Here is a 17,546-nt window from a genome sequence, read left to right as displayed (position 1 = left end):
AAGTCCCGCTGCCGGTCGCACGCTCGGCAAGGCCACCCGGTCTCCCTCCGCATCCGCTCGGCCTTCCCGGTCGCACAAGCCCAAGATCCAGCCCGGCATGCCGTCCCGGCAACAGGTGCTGGACTTTATCGCCTCGTCCGAAACGCCTGCGGGCAAGCGGGAGATCGCTAAGGCGTTCGGGTTGCATGGGCAGGAAAAAATCCAGCTTAAGTCCCTGCTCAAGGACATGGCCGACGAGGGGTTGATCGACATCGGGCCGGCCCGCGCCTTCCACAAGATGGGCGGTGTGCCCAAGGTCACGGTGCTGCGCATCATCGCGATCGAGGGTAATGTCCCCGTTGCCGTGCCGGAAAAATGGGAAGCGGAAGGGATGCCTCCACCCAAGCTGCGCGTCATCGAGCGAGGTCGCAAGGGCGCTCTGGGCATCGGCGATCGCATCCTTGCCCGGACAGAGGAAGCGGGCAGCGGCATCGTCGCGCATCCGATGAAGAAACTGGCGGCAGGCGCGGAGGCGATGCTGGGCGTGCTGCACCGGGAGGCGGACGGCGCATTGGTGCTGCGCCCCGTCGACAAGCGTATCCGACATGAGACGCGGGTCAGCGACGCGGGCGATGCGAAGCCCGGCGATCTGGTGCTGGCGGAACAGACCGGCCGTCCGCCGCGCATTTCCGCGCGCGTAACCGACATATTGGGCGACCCCTTCCAGGCGCGTTCGTTCAGCCTGATCGCTATCCACAAATATGGCATCCCCAACATCTTCGCGACGGAGACGGAGGAAGAGGCCGCCAAGGTCCATAACCTGCCGCTGGAGACGGAAGCGCGGGAGGATCTGCGTGACCTGCCCATCGTTGCGATCGACCCGGTGGACGCGCGCGATTTCGACGATGCCGTCTGGGCCAGCCCGGACGAGGATGCGAGTAATCCCGGCGGCTATAAGGCCATCGTCGCAATTGCCGACGTCAGCTTCTATGTCCGGCCCGGCAGCTCGCTGGATCGGGAGGCGCGGCGGCGTGGCAACAGCGTCTATTTCCCCGACCTTGTCGTCCCGATGCTGCCCCATGCGCTGTCGTCCGACATGTGCTCGCTGCGCGCGGGCGAGGATCGGGCGGCGCTGGCCTGCCACCTCACCATCGACGCGAGCGGCGCAGTTACCGGCTGGCGCTTCACCCGCGCGGTCATCCGGGTCGCAGCCAACATCCCCTATGAACAGGCGCAGGCCGCCATCGACGGGCAGATCGACCATCCGCTGACGGAGGGCGCGCTACGCCCGCTGTGGGCCTGCTGGCAATTGCTGGCCAAGGCGCGGGCCGCGCGCCAGCCGCTCGACCTCGACCTGCCCGAACGGCGCGTAGTGATCGACGAGAAGGGCCGCATTACCAGCATTGCCATCCGGGAGCGGCTCGATGCTCATCGCCTGATCGAGGATTATATGATCGCGGCCAATGTCGCGGCGGCCAAGGCGCTGGAGGCGAAGAAATCGCCCGTCATGTATCGCGACCATGAAACGCCGAGCCGTGAGAAGCTGGTTGCGCTGAAGGATTATCTCGACACGTTCGAGATCAGCTTTGCGCTGGGGCAGGTGATTTCGCCTGCCACCTTCAACACGCTGATCGCGAAGATCGAGGCGGACGATCCGCGCCGTCCGCAGATCATGGAGCAAATCCTGCGGAGCCAGACGCAGGCCTATTACAGTCCGATCAATTCCGGCCATTTCGGGCTGGCGCTGGGCAGCTACGCCCATTTCACCTCACCCATCCGCCGCTATTCGGACTTGCTAGTCCATCGCTCGCTGGTCGGTGCGTACAAGCTGGAAATGCCCGCGCCCCAGGGCAAGGATGGCTTTGGAAGCATCGCGCCCGAAACGGCCCTGTCGCCGGAGGATCGCCACGACATGCGACCCATCGGTGAGAAGATCAGCGATTTCGAACGGCGCGCCATGGCAGCGGAACGCGAGACAGTGGACCGCTATGTCGCAGCCTTCCTGTCGGAAAAGGTCGGGCAGGTGCTTCCCTGCCGTATCACCGGCGTGCGCAACTTCGGCTTTTTCGCCACCGTCGACGAACTGGGCGGCGACGGGCTGGTGCCGGTGTCCACGCTGGGTGCGGAGCGTTTCTGGTATGACGAGGCGTCGCAGGCGCTGGAAGGGGAGCGCAGCGGCGAACGCTATGCCGTCGGCCAGCGGTTGGAACTGCGGCTGGTGGAGGCGGACCCGATCAGCGGATCGCTGCGCTTTGCTTTGCCGGACGGCGCCGATTTCGGGGGCATGCAGGATCGGCGGGATCGCCATCGCCCCCCGCGCGAGATCAAACGACGCGGGCGGCCCGGCAATATCCGCCACATTGGCAGCAAAAAAGGACGACATAAGGGCTAGGATTGCTCTGATATATCGCTTGCCCGCTCACTGCGGCGAGGGACGATGCGGGAATTGACGGGGTTCGCCCGCCGGCCCAGTGCATGACGCGAGTGTTTGAGGGAGAGACAATATGTCGGCCAAGCCGCTTTCGGGCATCCGTGTTCTGGATTTCACCGCATTTCCGCCAGGCGGCCTGTGCACGGTGACGCTGGCCGACGTGGGCGCTGAAGTCATCCGTATCGAATCCCCTGCGCAAAAGGGGCAACCCAGCCTGGTCGTGCGGCAGGTGGCGATGAGCCGGGGCAAGAAGTCTCTGACCCTCGACATGCGCAATCCAGAAGCCAACGCGGTTTTTGCGCGTCTCGTCGCGGCGGCGGATGTGGTTGTGGAAAACGCCAAGCCCGGCACCATGGAGGCGCGCGGCCATGGTTATGCGCAGGCACGGGCGGTCAATCCCAACATCGTCTGGTGCGCTATCACCGGCTTCGGGCAGGACGGCCCCTACACCGATCATGCGGGTCATGACCTGTCCTATCTCGCCCATTCCGGCCTGCTCGGCGCGCTGTCGCCGGACCTGCCCTGGCACCCGGCCTCCACGCTGGCGTTGCAGGCGGGGGCCAATGCGGCGGTGATCGGCATACAGGCCGCGCTGATGCAGGTGGCGCGCGGTGGTGAGGGCAGTTTTGTCGACATCAGCCTGTCAGAGGCGACGAGCTGGCTGCTGACTGCGGGCATCGCGCCCCTGTCGGACAAGGCCTATTATCTCAGCCCCACGCCTGACCGGCAGCTCTATGCCTGCGCGGATGGTCGCTATGTCGCGGTGGCTTCCTCCGAACCGCGTACATGGGGCGCGCTGTGCGATGGGCTGGGCGTGCCGGACCTGAAGCCGGTGCTGCACAAATGGGGAGATGCCGCGGCGCTGACCCGCCAGCTTGCCGACATCTTTGCGACCCGTCCTGCGGCGGACTGGGTGGCGGCGCTGGCCCCGGCGGGTGCGGCGGTGACGATCGTGAACCATGGCTCGCAATTGCTGGACGACCCGCATGTCGTGGCGCGGGGATCAGTGGTTGAGGTTGCAGGCACCCCTGTGCCAGCCAGCCCGATCCGCCTGTCCGGCGTGGCTGGTCGCACCGCCACCGCCGCGCCGCCATTGGTCGGGCAGGACAGCGACGCGGTGCTGGCCGCCGCTGGCTTCTCGGCGGAGGAGATTGGCGGGCTGGCGGCGGCGGGCTTAATCTGAACGGGGGATAACACGCCCATTCAGATACGACTCATGGCGACTCACCTAGAAAGGATTTCATCGAGGGAATCCCAATGGGAGGGACCAATGTTCAAAACAATGATCGCCACGCTGTCACTGACCGGCGCTGTTGTGACCGGTGTGGCGGCAACGCCCGCCATGGCGCAGGATGGCAGCTATCGCTATTCGGAAAGCTATCGCGGCCCCGACGGCAGCTATAGCCGGACCGAGGAGCGGCGGGATGGCTATGACGGCTATCAGCGCGGATATCGCGGTGACTATGACGGCGCGGCCTATCGGGACGGCTATCGGGATGATGGGTATCGCGGCGGTGGCTATCGTGGCGACAGCTATGGCTATCCTGATCGGCCTGTCGAATATCGCGGCAATGGCGCTTATCGCGGCAAAAACGGCTATCGCTATGGTTCGCGTCAGCGGTGTAGTTCCGGTACGACCGGCACTATCGTCGGCGGCGTACTAGGTGGTCTTCTGGGCCGGGAGATTGGGCGTGGTGGCCGCTGGAACCAGCCTAGCACCACTGGCCTGATCCTGGGTGCTGGCGCGGGCGCACTGGCAGGCCGCGCGGTGGAGCGGGACGGCTGCCGCTAAAACAGTGCAGCCGGGTCGGACAGCCACCGACCCGGCGTTTTGCGATCAGAAGTCCGGCTGGTCGTAATGTTTGGGTGGGGAAATGATCTCCATCCGCTCCGACAGCAACGGGCGGAAGGACGGGCGGGACTTGATCCCCGCGTACCACCGCTTTGTGGTGCGATGCCCTTCCCAGTCGATGCCGCCCAGATAGTCCGCGACGGATAGATGCGCCGCCGCCGCGACATCGGCCAAGCTCATCGTGCCGCCCGCCATCCAGCTGCGATGATCGAGCAGATAGTCGACATAATCCATATGGGTGTTGGCGCGTTTCATCGCCTCGCGCAGTGTCCCCGCGTCGGGGGAAGCGCGGTGGAGAATGCGCTTTTTCATGCGCTCATGCAGCAGCGGGGCCACCACATCGCTATAGAATATCTGGTCGAACCAGGCGGTCAGGCGGCGGATTTCCGCGCGCGTCGCGGGCGATCCGGCGATCAGCGGGAACTGTTCGACTGTCTCCTCGAAATATTCGCAGATCGCCTGGCTGTCGATCAGCACCGACCCGGCCGCCGGGCCGCTGTCAGCGACCATGACCGGCGTCGTCCCGGCCGGGTTCATGTCGAGGAATTCGTCGCGCATCTCCCAGGGCGATTCGCGCACAAGATCATAGGTCTGGCCTTTTTCGGCCAGCAGCAGGCGGACTTTGCGGGAAAAGGGACAGAGCGGGAATTGGAAAAGTTGCCACATCGAGCGACCAATAGAGCATCGTGCGCAAAAGTGGCACCCGGTTTTGCGCAAAAGCGATACGACTGCACAGGGCAAGCGTCGCGCGCGAAGGTGGCGCTGGCTTCTACATGGCAAATTATGCCTCGAAGAGCAGCCCTGCCGCCGGGCCGTCGGGCGCAGTCATGGGCGGGCGTTCCCTCCATCGGATGTGATCATCCGCCATGTCCTGACATCGTACGGAACCTATTGCCTCGCCTGCACATTTCTCCTTCACTTACCTTCGCTTGGACATGGCGCGATGCAGAGGATGCAGGCCAAAACTGTCATGATCGCTGGATTGCTGATGTTGGCGGGTACATCAGGCGGTTTCCTGCTGGCTGGCTATGCCATGGGATCGAGCGCAGTTGCGGGGAGTTCCGTCGACAGTAGCTGGTCAGCCTCTCACGAGGATATGGTCGAGTCCATGCCGATCTCCCAGCCAGTTGCCCTAGCGACCGGGCCGATCGACTATGTCTGCCGGGGGTGTGGGCCAAGTTTGGCGGAACACCGGGCGGAATATGATCGCGACGTCTATGTTCGTGAAACTCGCTATGACGCAATGCCAGAGCCGCCTGCCCCCATATATATCCCTATGCCAGACACGGAGCCGGCTATCACGCAGCGTGAAGGGGATGGTAGCGAGGGCGGCTTCATCGGGGCACGTGCACTGGATGTGGGAGAACGGGTCGCCTATTCGCCCGATATGTCTGAATTGCCCCGATAGGATGGTGATCCGTGAGGGAGAGAAAGATTATGCGCTCGGCTTTAGAAGTCGTTAGGCCTACCAGATGCGCAGGCTACACGGCGTACATTCGCCACTGACCACTCCGTCCGTGCTGCCACAAGAACAGGTTTTCGTCTGTTTGCGTCGCAGAGATTTCTTCAACATGCGAAGCGATTTTATCGGACGGAGTATTGAAAATCTGTATTTAACAAATTATTCTTGGAAATGATCTTTCGAAAAGGCATTCATGGTATAGCATTCCCCTGCACCACCGTATATTCCGTCCATAAGCGAAACTGGTTGCGCCATTATTACCGGTGAGGATGAAGGTCATCCCTCAAATGAGGGAGAAGATTTGATAACGTGCTGCAGGTTGTGTCATTTCCGCGTAAGATGGCACACTTTGGGACAGGGTGAATTTTCTATTTTATCATAATACTGTCTTGTTGCGCGGTTTCGCTGTCACAATCGGCCTTACAAAGGCTGTTGATAATTCCACGATATATGCGTGCCCGCGCTAGTATCGGCCTTGGAGTGCCTACAAACCCGTCGCAAGTGTCATCGTGCCCCGCAAGAATGAAGAGAGCCCGGTGCATCGGCCAGTACCGATTTCATTCTTCGCAGTGATAATACGGGCCGACAGGCATCTCTGTCGGCCCGTATTTATGAAACGTGTCTATCCTCTGATGCCATGACGTGCATCATTCCGCCGCTTCGACGACCCGGTCCGTGTCGTTGAGCGGATGAGAGAGGCGGGGCAGCATTTCCTTCGGGCAGACCTGCCAGAAGCTGTCGCGACGACGGTCCCAGTCCTGCAACAGTCCAGCGGCCCATTTGCTGTCGGTGCGGGCGATATGTTCCTCGATCAACATCTTGAGCACGGCTTCCCAATGGGCGCTGCCCAGCCGCTGCCACACGATTCCCTCCGGGTTCGCGGCATTGGCGAACTCGCCCTCCGCATCGAAGACGAAGGCCATGCCGCCGGTCATGCCCGCCCCGAAATTGGCACCGGTCTTGCCGAGGATCACCGCAATGCCGCCGGTCATATATTCGAGGCCATTAGCGCCGCAGCCCTCCACCACAACCTGCGCGCCCGAATTGCGCACCGCGAACCGCTCCCCGGCCTGACCCGCCGCGAACAGCTTGCCCGATGTCGCACCGTACAGGACCGTGTTGCCGATGATCGTGTTCATCTGGCTTTCCAGTGGGGAGGACACCTGCGGCCGCACCGCGATGATGCCACCCGACAATCCCTTGCCGACATAGTCGTTGGCGTCGCCGAACACCTCCAGCGTGATGCCCTTGCATAGGAACGCGCCCAGCGACTGTCCCGCGCTGCCGCGCAGACGGACGGTGACATGGCCGTCCGTCAATGTGGACATGCCGAACTTCGATGTGATCATGGAGGATAGCCGCGTGCCGACCGCGCGGTGCGTGTTACGCACCGTATAGGTCAGCTGCATCTTCTCCCCCCGGTCGAACACGGACTTGGCATCTGCGATCATCTGCGCGTCGAGGCTGTCGGGCACCTCGTTGCGCCAACCGGGCTGGTTGTAGCGGCGTTCCTCATCCTTGGCGTCCACCTTGGCAAGGATGGGGTTGAGATCGAGGTCGTCGAGATGATCGGCGCCTCGGCTGACCTGCCGCAGCAGTTCGGTGCGGCCTACCACCTCGTTGAGCGAACGGAATCCCAGCTTGGCGAGAATTTCCCGAACCTCTTCCGCGATGAAGCTCATCAGGTTGATGACCTTCTCCGGCGTGCCGGTGAACTTCTGGCGCAGCTTTTCGTCCTGCACGCAGACGCCGACGGGGCAGGTGTTGCTGTGGCACTGGCGCACCATGATGCAGCCCATGGCGACCAGCGACAGCGTGCCGATGCCATATTCCTCCGCGCCCAGGATCGCGGCTATCACGATGTCGCGCCCGGTCTTCAGGCCGCCGTCGGTACGCAGCGTCACCTTGTGGCGCAGGCTGTTGAGCGTCAGCACCTGATTGGCCTCGGCCAGACCCATCTCCCACGGCAGGCCGGCGAACTTGATGCTGGTGTGCGGGGACGCGCCCGTGCCGCCGACATTGCCGGCGATCAGGATGACGTCTGCGTGGGCTTTCGCCACGCCTGCCGCGACCGTACCGATGCCCGCCTGTGCGACCAGCTTGACGCACACCCGCGCGCGCGGGTTGATCTGCTTGAGGTCGTAGATGAGCTGCGCCAGATCCTCGATGGAATAGATGTCATGATGCGGCGGCGGTGAGATGAGCATCACGCCCGGTGTCGAATGGCGCAGCTTGGCGATCATCTCCGTCACCTTGAAGCCGGGCAACTGCCCGCCCTCGCCGGGCTTGGCGCCCTGCGCGACTTTGATCTCCAGCTCCTCAGCCGCGCCCAGATATTCCGCGGTCACGCCGAACCTGCCGGACGCGACCTGCTTGATCGAGCTGTTGGCGTTGTCGCCATTTTCATAGGGCTTGTAACGGGTCGCCGCTTCGCCACCCTCGCCCGACACCGCCTTGGCGCCGATGCGGTTCATCGCGATGGCCAGCGTCTCATGCGCTTCCGGGCTGAGCGCACCCAGCGACATGCCCGGCGTCACGAACCGCTTGCGGATTTCCGTGATCGCCTCCACCTCGTCGATGGGGACAGCGGGGTTGGTACAGTTGAATTCCAGCAGGTCGCGCAGATAGACGGGCGCCATGTCCCGCACCCCGCGCGAGAATTGCTGATAGGTGGAATAGCTGTCGCTCGCCACGGCCGACTGCAACAGGTGCATCAACTGCGCGCTATAGGCGTGCGTCTCGCCACCGCCGCGCTGGCGATAGAAGCCCCCGACCGGTAGCCGCACGACCGCGCTGTCATAGGCTTCCTCATGCCGTCGCTTGGCTGTCACATGGATGGAGGCATAGCCTTCGCCGGAAATCTTGGACGGCATGCCGGGGAACAGGTCGTTGACCAGCGCGCGGGACAGGCCCACCGCTTCGAAATTATAACCGCCCCGGTACGAACTCACGACCGCGATGCCCATTTTGGACATGATCTTGAGCAGACCCTCGTTGATCGCAGTGCGATACCGCTCTAGACACTCTTTGAGCGGCCGCTCGCCGAACAGGCCGCGCGCATGCCGGTCCGCGATGCTTGCCTCGGCGAGATAGGCGTTCACCGTCGTCGCGCCGACACCGATCAGCACTGCATAATAATGCGGGTCGATGCATTCCGCCGAACGGACATTGACGGAGGAGTAGGAGCGCAGCCCCTTGCGGACCAGATGCGTATGCACCGCCGCCGCGACCAATATCGTGGGGATGGCGATGCGCCCCGGCCCCATCTGCTCGTCGGTCAGGAACAATTCGGTCTGCCCTGCGCGCACGGCATTCTCCGCCTCCTCCCGTACGCGGGCGATGGCGGCGCGCAGCGCGGTCGTGTCGCCCTCCGCCTCATAGGTGCAGTCGATGCTGGCTACCCCACCACCAACATAGCGTTGCAGGCTCGACCAATCGTCGGACAGCAGCACTGGCGAATCCAGCACCAGCACGTCACCATTCTCCCCCCCATCCTCCAGGATGTTGGCCAGGTTGGAGAAGCGCGTCTTCAGGCTCATCACATGCCGTTCGCGCAGACTGTCGATCGGCGGGTTGGTCACCTGGCTGAAATTCTGGCGAAAGAAATGGCTCAGCGTCCGGTCCTTGGCGGAGATGACCGCCAGCGGCGTGTCGTCCCCCATACTGCCGATCGCCTCCTTCGCATCCTCCACCATCGGCGCCAGGATCAGCTCCAGATCCTCCATCGTGATGTTGGACGCGACCTGACGGCGCAGCAGTTCGGCGCGTTCCCACTCCGGCCGCGCGTCGGGCGCGGGGTCGGGCAGGTGGTGCGCGGTGCGGAAACCCCCCACATAATCGGCATAGGGCTTTTCCGCCGCGATCCGGTCCTTGATCGCGCGGTCGAGATAGACCTGACCCTCCGCCAGATCGACCGCGATCATCTGCCCCGGACCCAATCGTCCCTTGGACAGCACGGTCTGCTCCGGCACGACCACCATGCCCGCCTCCGATCCCACGATCAGCAGATTGTCGGACGTCAGCGTATAGCGCAGCGGGCGCAGCGCATTGCGGTCCAGCCCCGCGACGACCCAGCGGCCATCGGTCATCGCCAGCGCGGCGGGGCCGTCCCACGGTTCCATGACGGACGCGAGATATTGATACATGGCCAGATGCGCCGGCGGAGTCTCGCCATTCTCCTGCCAAGCTTCAGGGACCAGCATCAGCTTGGCGGTCGGTGCATCCTTGCCCGACCGGCACAACGTCTCGAACACAGCGTCCAGCGCGGCGGTATCGGACGCGCCCGCCGGGATGACCGGCTTTATGTCTTCGCTGCGATCCCCAAAGGCGATGCTGGCCATCTTGATCTCATGGCTCTTCATCCAGTTTTTGTTGCCGCGGATCGTGTTGATCTCGCCATTATGGGCCAAGCACCGGAACGGCTGCGCCAGCCACCATTGCGGGAATGTGTTGGTGGAGTACCGCTGGTGGAAAATCGCCACCCGGCTCTCGAACCGCTCGTCCTGCAAGTCGGGATAGAAGATCGACAGTGATTCCGCTAGGAACAGCCCCTTGTAGATGATCGACCGCGCCGACAGGGAACAGATGTAGAAATCGTTGATCTGCGCCGCGATCACCTTCTTCTCGATCCGCCGCCGCACCAGATATAGCTCGCGCTCGAACGCCACCAGATCCTGCTCCTCCGGCAGGGGACCGGCGATCATGATCTGCTCGATTTCCGGCCGGGTCCGCTGCGCCTTGTCACCAATTACGGAGACATCGACGGGCACCTGCCGCCAGCCATAGATGGTGTAGCCCGCGTCGATGATCTCGCTCTCGACGATGGTGCGGCACGTCTCCTGCGCGCCCAGGTCGGTGCGCGGCAGGAAGATCATGCCCACTGCCAGCCGGTTCGGCTTGGCCTTGTGCCCGGACGTAACGATGGCGTCGTCAAAGAAGCGGACCGGCAGGTCGACATGGATGCCTGCGCCATCGCCCGTCTTGCCATCCGCATCCACCGCGCCGCGATGCCATACAGCCTTCAGCGCGTCGATCGCGCTCTCCACCACCCGGCGCGATGGCTTGCCGTCGGTTGCGGAGACGAGGCCCACGCCGCAGGCGTCGCTCTCCAGATCGGGGCGATACATGCCGTCGCGGGCGATGCGGATGCACTCGGAATCCATGCGCATCGGCCAGTTCGCCGAATCACAACCAGTCGTGGGGCTGTCAGTCATGGGCCTGTCCTTCGTTCCGCTTCGGCATCGCCCGGTCGGGCCGCTGGGTGGCCCGCTTCCGGCAATGCGCTATTTCCAAGACGCGGCGGCCGGTATGCCGGCCTGCCTGTTTCTCCTCTGTCCCCCTCCCGTCATGCACCGCTTACCAGCGGGTCATGATGCGCCGGCGTCCTGCTTGCGCTGCTGTTTTTCCAGCACATTGACCGCCTTCTCCGCCTCGGCCGGGGGCAGGGACAATAGCTTGCCCAACCGTTCCCGATCCGCCGGGGACAGCGTGCCATAGCTTTCGCGCGGGGGCAGGCCCTTGGTCTGCGCCATCGCGCTCTTCACGATCCGAGGCATGGCCTCCATGATGCGCGGCGTCAGCTTCATGATCTTGTCCGTGAACGCGGGGTCCATGGCCAAAGTCATCGCATTCTCCGCATAATATTTGCCCGTGGGCGTCGCGAAGAAGCGGTTCAGATCCTGCAACTGCGCCATCGTGAACCGGCCGGCATAGGCATCCGCCAGCGCGACCCGGATTTCCGGCTCCAGATCGTTCATGATGTCGGCCATCGCCATGATCATCGTGTCGAACATAGCCTTGTTGCGCTGTTCAAAGGCGGGGTCGAGTATCTCCATCACCTGCCGCATCGTCGCGTCGGACATGCGTGCCGTCTCCTCCGCGCTCATGCCGCCCATGGCGACAAGGTCGCGCACTGGCATGTCCAGCATGCGGGAGGACATGCCCTCCATCATCTTCGTGAAATTGCCACCCATCATCTTGCGATAGGTGCCGACCGGGAAAGTAGCGTCGACCGTGCGCCGTGCCTCCGCCAGATGCGCGGGGTCGGCGGCGAGCGCTGCCACCTTTGCCTCCTGCGCGGCCAGAGGCGGGGCTATGAATGGCATCGCTGCACACTGCGCCGCGAACAGGATGGCCAGAAGCCGCCGCCTCACTCCGCCGCCTCCCGCACCGCCGCCGCCTTGGCCTTCAAATAGCGTTGCATATGCTCCGTCACATCGCGCCCGTCGCGGATCGCCCACACCACCAGCGACGCCCCGCGCACGATGTCGCCCGCGCCGAACACGCCGTCCAGACTGGTCATCATCGTCTTATGGTCGATCCGCAACGTGCCCCAGCGGGTGACGGCCAGATCCTCCGCGCCGAACAGCACGGGCAGTTCCTCCGGGTCGAAACCCAGCGCCTGGATCACCAGATCGGCCTCCAGCGAGAATTCGCTGCTCGCATCGGGTTCGGGCGCGCGGCGACCGCTGGCGTCGGGCTGGCCCAGGCGCATCTTGGTCGCGCGGATGCCCGTCACCACCGGATCGGACCCGGTGCTTTCGAACGCGACCGGCGCGGCCAGCCAGACGAACTCCACACCTTCCTCTTCCGCATTGGCGACTTCGCGCTGCGACCCCGGCATATTTTCCCGGTCGCGGCGATACACGCATTTCACCGATTTCGCGCCCTGCCGCATGGCGGTACGGACGCAATCCATGGCGGTGTCGCCGCCGCCGATCACCACCACATTCTTGCCCGTGGCCAGCAGCGAACCATCCTCATGATCCGCCACCACGTCGCCAAAGCCCGCCTTGTTGGACGCGATCAGATAGTCCAGCGCCTTGACCACGCCCTTTGCGCCCACGCCCGGCATCTTGACGTCGCGCGCCCTGTACACGCCCGTCGCGATCAGCAGCGCGTCATGCTTGCCTCGCAATTCGTCCAGTGTCGCGTCGCGGCCGACATCGAACCCCTGATGAAAATGAATATCCGCCGCCTTGAGCCGGTCGACCCGGCGCATGATGACATCCTTCTCCAGCTTGAAGTTGGGGATGCCATAGGTCAGCAGGCCGCCCGCCCGGTCGTGCCTGTCGTACACATGCACCTCATGCCCCGCCACGCGCAGATATTCGGCGACCGTCAGGCCCGCCGGACCTGCACCGATGATGCCCACGCTCTGACCGGTGGGGGTGCCCGGACGCACCGGTTCGACCCAGCCTTCTTCCCACGCGGTATCGGTGATGAATTTTTCCACGCTGCCGATGGTGACGGCGCCATGGCCGGAAAATTCGATGACGCAATTGCCCTCGCACAGCCGGTCCTGCGGGCAGATGCGGCCACAGATCTCCGGCATGGTGGAGGTCAGGTTGCTCATCTCATAGGCTTCGCGCAGCCGCCCCTCGGCGGTCAGGCGCAACCAGTCCGGGATGTGGTTTTGCAGCGGACAATGGACCGAGCAGTAAGGCACGCCGCATTGCGAGCAGCGCGCGGCCTGATTCTCCGCCTTTGGCACGGCATAGCGGCCGTAGATTTCTCCGAAATCATGAGCGCGTTCCGCCGCGGACCGTTTGTCCGGGTAGGATTGCTCGCGCACGACAAACTTCAGCATCGGGTTGTCACCCATGAACTGCTGCTCCCGAAGTTCTGGAATGCACGGAATATCAGGCCGGAAACGCGATTCGTCACGCGCTTTCCGACAATATGGTAAGTTTTGATGACCTAAAAACTTTGCCGATATCGGTAAATTGCGGTCGGTGCGACCGATGTTGCCATCAATAGTTCCGTTTCGTCCCTATTTCATCGACAGCCAGATCAGGGCACTTGCGCCTGCGACGATGCGATACCAGGCAAAGGGCGCAAAGCCATGCTTGGTGACGATCTTCAGAAACGCTTTGATGACGGCTAGTGCGACCACGAAACTGACGACAAAGCCGATGCCGATCAGCCCATAATCATTGGGGGATATATCGGCACGATGCTTGAACAGTTGCAGCACGGTTGCGCCGACCAGTGTCGGAATGGCGAGGAAGAAGCTGAATTCCGCCGCCGTTTTGCGATCCACGCCGAAACTCATCGCGCCCAGGATGGTCGCGCCGGACCGGCTGACGCCGGGGATCATCGCCAGGCACTGGACCAGGCCGACAAGGCCGGATGTGCGTGCGCTGACGCCTGCAACGCCGTCCGTGGGCTGTGTGACGGCGAACCGCTCGACCAGCAGAATGGCGACGCCGCCGATGATCAGGGACCAGGCGACCACCACCGCATTTTCCAGCAGCGCGTCGATCTGATCGGCAAAGGCTAGGCCAAGCACGACCGCCGGGATGAAGGCGAGCAGCAGGTTGCGGACAAAACGCAGCGCGGTGGGGTCGAGCCGGACCAGTCCGGTCAGCACCGCCAGGAACAGCCTCCAATAGAGAACGACGATGGCCAGGATCGCGCCTGGCTGAATCGCGATGTTGAACACTGCCCATCGCGCAGGATCAAAGCCGAGTAGTTCCGTAGCGAGGATGAGGTGACCGGTCGAGGAGACGGGCAAGAACTCGGTCAATCCCTCGACGATACCCAGAATGACAGCAGTAAGTGACTGATCCATAGTGATGATTCATCCTTGCGCGACAAGCGTAGGCTGGAAAGGGACCTGAAGATGGTTACAATATCAGGAGGGCTGAACCATGGAGCAGGACAGGGCCATGGGGCAATAGATGCAATTGTCGGGCGCGCATTTTTAGGTGGTATGGCGGCTCCAAGCCCATGACATTGAGAGGCAAAAGTAAGGTGGCTTTCTCGATCACTGGATTGATGCTCACCGCTATCTGCTTTTGGGTTTCATCTTTTCCGGCACGCGCATTCGAGGCTGCTCGGCGATTGTAGCAGCTACGCTGACGGAAAAATAATCGGGATGGGGTCGGACGAAAGGATCGTCCGTCCTTCTCCTTTGTGTCCCGATAGGGGCAGTTACCTGATTCCGGGCTGATGGAGGCGGAGCAGGAGTGGTGACATGCGCGAGCGGCCGTTGCTTGTTGGCTGTGCCTGAAAGGCAGGCTGGTGTGGATGGCACCCCTCATAGTGTGGATTTGCCGTGCGGGGTCCGTGTTATAACTGCGGAAAGGTGTGAGTTCTGCAATCAAATATCTTCAATCGATAAAGCAAAATGAAAATAAAGACATGAAAATAACAAAATAGACACAATCTGGTATAATAATAGAAAAATTCAGACATAATTTCGTTATAAATTATGTCTGAATCGCTCGATTGAACGCCAAGCATTGACCATTTTGACGACGCATACCTAAAGCGCCCTCGATTTTGAGAATCGATAGCATTATCAATCGAGGGCTTTATCAATGATGATTTCTGGCCATGGCGTGCGCCGTGCTTTCCTGTGTGCAGGCGTTGCTGTCGTGGCGATGACCGCCGGTTCGCTTGCCATGGCGGCGGAAGATCGGAACAGCATCACCGGCAGCGATATCGTCGTCACCGCAGCAGGCTATGAACAGAAGATCACCGACGCACCGGCCAGCATCAGTGTCATCACCGCCGAAGTCCTCAAGCAGCGCCCCTACACGACCCTGATCGACGCGGTGCGCGATCTGGAAGGCGTAGATGTCGGCGAGACGTCGGACAAGACGGGCCAGCGGACGATCAGTCTGCGCGGTATGGGTTCAGACTATACGTTGATCTTGATCGACGGAAAGCGCCAGAACAACCATGGCGATATCTATCCCAACAGCTTTGGCGGCAACCAGTTCAATCATATCCCGCCGCTCGACACGATCGACCGCATGGAGGTCATCCGCGGCCCGGCATCGACCCTCTATGGCGCGGATGCGCTGGGCGGCGTCATCAACATCATCACCAAGAAAGTGTCCCAACGCTGGTCCGGTTCGGCCACGATCGGGCAGACCATTCAGGACGATAGCCAGTTTGGCACCGACACCACGCTGGATGTGGCGCTGCGCGGGCCGATCATCCCCGGCGTGGTCGGCGTCGCCCTGCGCGGCTCTCTCTATAAGCGCCGTGCCTCCAACCCTGAATTCGCGCCCGCTACCGATCCTGACGGCGGCATCCACCTCCGCGAGCTGGGCTTTGGCGGCGGCGGCAAGACGGTGGACAACACCAACAAGAGCATCGGCGGCACGCTGACCTGGACGCCGACCCCCAACCAGAGCCTGATGCTGGACTTCGACTACTCGCGGCAGGTGTATGATAATCGCTCCACCACGGACGCGAACGGCGCGATCAGCTATCCGCTCGGCACGCTCGACGGGATAGACAGCATCTGGCGCGCGACCGGCGGCGTCGTCCAGCCGCGCGTTGGATACACCGAGGAGCAGGTGTTCGACCGCCTCAACTGGGCGGTGACGCATCAGGGCGACTGGGGTTTCGGCACCAGCTTCGTCTCGCTCGCCTATGTCGATACGAAGAACAAGGGGCGGACCATGCCCTTCTCCGTAGCGGAACGGCTGCTGCTCCAGCAGATGTGGAACGGCACCGGCGCCTATGCCGGGCTGACCGCGGCGCAGCGGCGCGCGATCGCGGCGGAGACATTCCTGCCGCGTCCGGCCCGCGCGCTCGATAGCAAGCAATATACGCTGGACGCCCGCTTCACCATTCCGGTCGAAGGCTTCGCGGGCGAGCATCGCTTCGTCCTCGGCGGCCAGTGGATTCGGGGCGAGCTGAACGACGGCGTCTTTGGCCTGGAAGCCAGCCAAGGCGGCGTGGACGCGGTGCAGGACCAGAAGCAATGGTCGCTCTTTGCGGAGGACAACTGGACGCCCTTTGGCCCGCTGACCATTACGGCGGGCATCCGCTACGACCGGCATGCGCTGTTCGGTGGCCGGTTCAGCCCGCGCCTCTATGCGGTTTTCACCGCCTCTCCGACGCTGACCATCAAGGGCGGCATCAGCACCGGGTTCAAGACGCCCAAGACCACCGACCTGTATGACGGCATCCGCGGTTTCGGCGGGCAGGGAACATCGCCGATGATCGGCAACCCGTTCCTGAAACCGGAGACCAGCGTCAACAGCGAACTGGCCGTTTACTGGAACCCAACGCCGCAGAGCGGCATCAACGTCACCGTCTTCCAGAATGATTTCCGCGACAAAGTCGCGTCGCAGACGGTCGCGCCCTGCGCTGTCACCGGCTTTGTGCGGCCCTGCGCCAATCTCGGCCCCTATTATGATGTGCTGGGCTTGGGTGGAACCATCTCGCAGCCGGTCAATATCGATAAGGCGCGTATTCGCGGACTGGAGGCGGCGGGCAGGCTTCAGATCATCGGCGGACTGGGCCTGCGCGCCAACTATACGCTGACCGACAGCAAGCAGTTGAGCGGTACGGAGCAGGGGCGTCCGCTGACGCAGACCGCCAAGCATATGGCGAACGCGACTATCGACTGGAAGGTGACGGAACGGTTGAGCGCGCAGTTGATGGGGGAGACACGCTCCCGCCGGTATCGCGGCGTCGACACGCTGACCCGTGAGTTCCTGTATTTCCGCGGCTATTCCATCTTGAACCTGGGCGCGCAATATCGGGTGACGGACTTCCTCACTATCGGGGGCCGGGTCAACAACCTGCTGAACAGGGACTTCACCTCCTACGACACCAGCTTCGCGCGGGTGAACGGAGCATGGGTGGCGAGTTTTCAGGACCATTATAACAACAAGGACAGGGCGCGAAATTACTGGATCAACGTCAACGCCCGTTTTTGATCGAGGGAGATGGCTCCAGCCTGACCGACAGGGTGGTCGTCAGATCGGAGGGGTGCAGGATCGGCGCAACCGTTCGATCATGGTGGACAAGGGACCAGCCCTGATCCGGTTCCTGCGTCCCGGCAGGCGGACCGG

Annotated in this window: 9 protein-coding genes; 4 read left to right on the top strand and 5 right to left on the bottom strand. The window is 62.7% G+C overall.

Features of this window, described 5'->3' with window-relative positions:
- The first annotated feature begins 97 nt into the window (after nt 1-97).
- The 3 genes from LWE61_RS08485 (at nt 98) to LWE61_RS08475 (ending at nt 4,202) form a co-directional block, all read left to right on the top strand.
- Entirely contained in the window at nt 98-2,371 is a 2,274-nt protein-coding gene (locus tag LWE61_RS08485; protein ID WP_234149622.1) for a ribonuclease R family protein, read from the top strand.
- Nucleotides 2,372-2,483: 112 nt separating this feature from the next.
- Nucleotides 2,484-3,593 carry a CaiB/BaiF CoA transferase family protein gene (locus tag LWE61_RS08480; protein ID WP_234149621.1) on the top strand — a complete coding sequence of 370 codons (1,110 nt, stop codon included), beginning with the start codon at nt 2,484-2,486 and terminating at the stop codon, nt 3,591-3,593.
- Nucleotides 3,594-3,680: 87 nt separating this feature from the next.
- Nucleotides 3,681-4,202 carry a hypothetical protein gene (locus LWE61_RS08475; RefSeq protein ID WP_234149620.1) on the top strand — a complete coding sequence of 174 codons (522 nt, stop codon included), beginning with the start codon at nt 3,681-3,683 and terminating at the stop codon, nt 4,200-4,202.
- A 45-nt stretch (nt 4,203-4,247) separates the two neighbouring features.
- On the opposite strand, the gene LWE61_RS08470 is transcribed toward LWE61_RS08475, so the two are convergent.
- The 5 genes from LWE61_RS08470 to LWE61_RS08450 all read right to left on the bottom strand — a co-directional run bounded on the left by LWE61_RS08470 (nt 4,248) and on the right by LWE61_RS08450 (nt 14,296).
- Nucleotides 4,248-4,928, bottom strand: coding sequence for a glutathione S-transferase family protein (locus LWE61_RS08470; protein ID WP_234149619.1), 681 nt, complete (start codon nt 4,926-4,928; stop codon nt 4,248-4,250).
- A gap of 1,443 nt (nt 4,929-6,371) precedes the next feature.
- Nucleotides 6,372-10,892 carry a glutamate synthase large subunit gene (gene gltB / locus LWE61_RS08465; RefSeq protein ID WP_234149739.1) on the bottom strand — a complete coding sequence of 1,507 codons (4,521 nt, stop codon included), beginning with the start codon at nt 10,890-10,892 and terminating at the stop codon, nt 6,372-6,374.
- A 198-nt stretch (nt 10,893-11,090) separates the two neighbouring features.
- On the bottom strand, nt 11,091-11,786 hold the full coding sequence (locus LWE61_RS08460; protein ID WP_234149618.1) for a DUF2059 domain-containing protein: 696 nt from the start codon (nt 11,784-11,786) through the stop codon (nt 11,091-11,093).
- An 86-nt stretch (nt 11,787-11,872) separates the two neighbouring features.
- Nucleotides 11,873-13,327, bottom strand: a complete 1,455-nt coding sequence (locus LWE61_RS08455) for an NAD(P)-dependent oxidoreductase (protein ID WP_234149617.1) — start codon at nt 13,325-13,327, stop codon at nt 11,873-11,875.
- A gap of 168 nt (nt 13,328-13,495) precedes the next feature.
- Nucleotides 13,496-14,296, bottom strand: a complete 801-nt coding sequence (locus LWE61_RS08450; RefSeq protein ID WP_234149616.1) for an undecaprenyl-diphosphate phosphatase — start codon at nt 14,294-14,296, stop codon at nt 13,496-13,498.
- A gap of 751 nt (nt 14,297-15,047) precedes the next feature.
- Here LWE61_RS08450 and LWE61_RS08445 point away from each other — a divergent pair.
- Nucleotides 15,048-17,411 carry a TonB-dependent receptor domain-containing protein gene (locus LWE61_RS08445; protein ID WP_234149615.1) on the top strand — a complete coding sequence of 788 codons (2,364 nt, stop codon included), beginning with the start codon at nt 15,048-15,050 and terminating at the stop codon, nt 17,409-17,411.
- Nucleotides 17,412-17,546: the final 135 nt, after the last annotated feature.

The sequence above is a fragment of the Sphingobium sufflavum genome (assembly GCF_021403115.1).
In the GTDB taxonomy this organism is placed as follows: domain Bacteria; phylum Pseudomonadota; class Alphaproteobacteria; order Sphingomonadales; family Sphingomonadaceae; genus Sphingobium; species Sphingobium sufflavum.
This window is presented reverse-complemented; position numbering and strand designations above follow the sequence as displayed.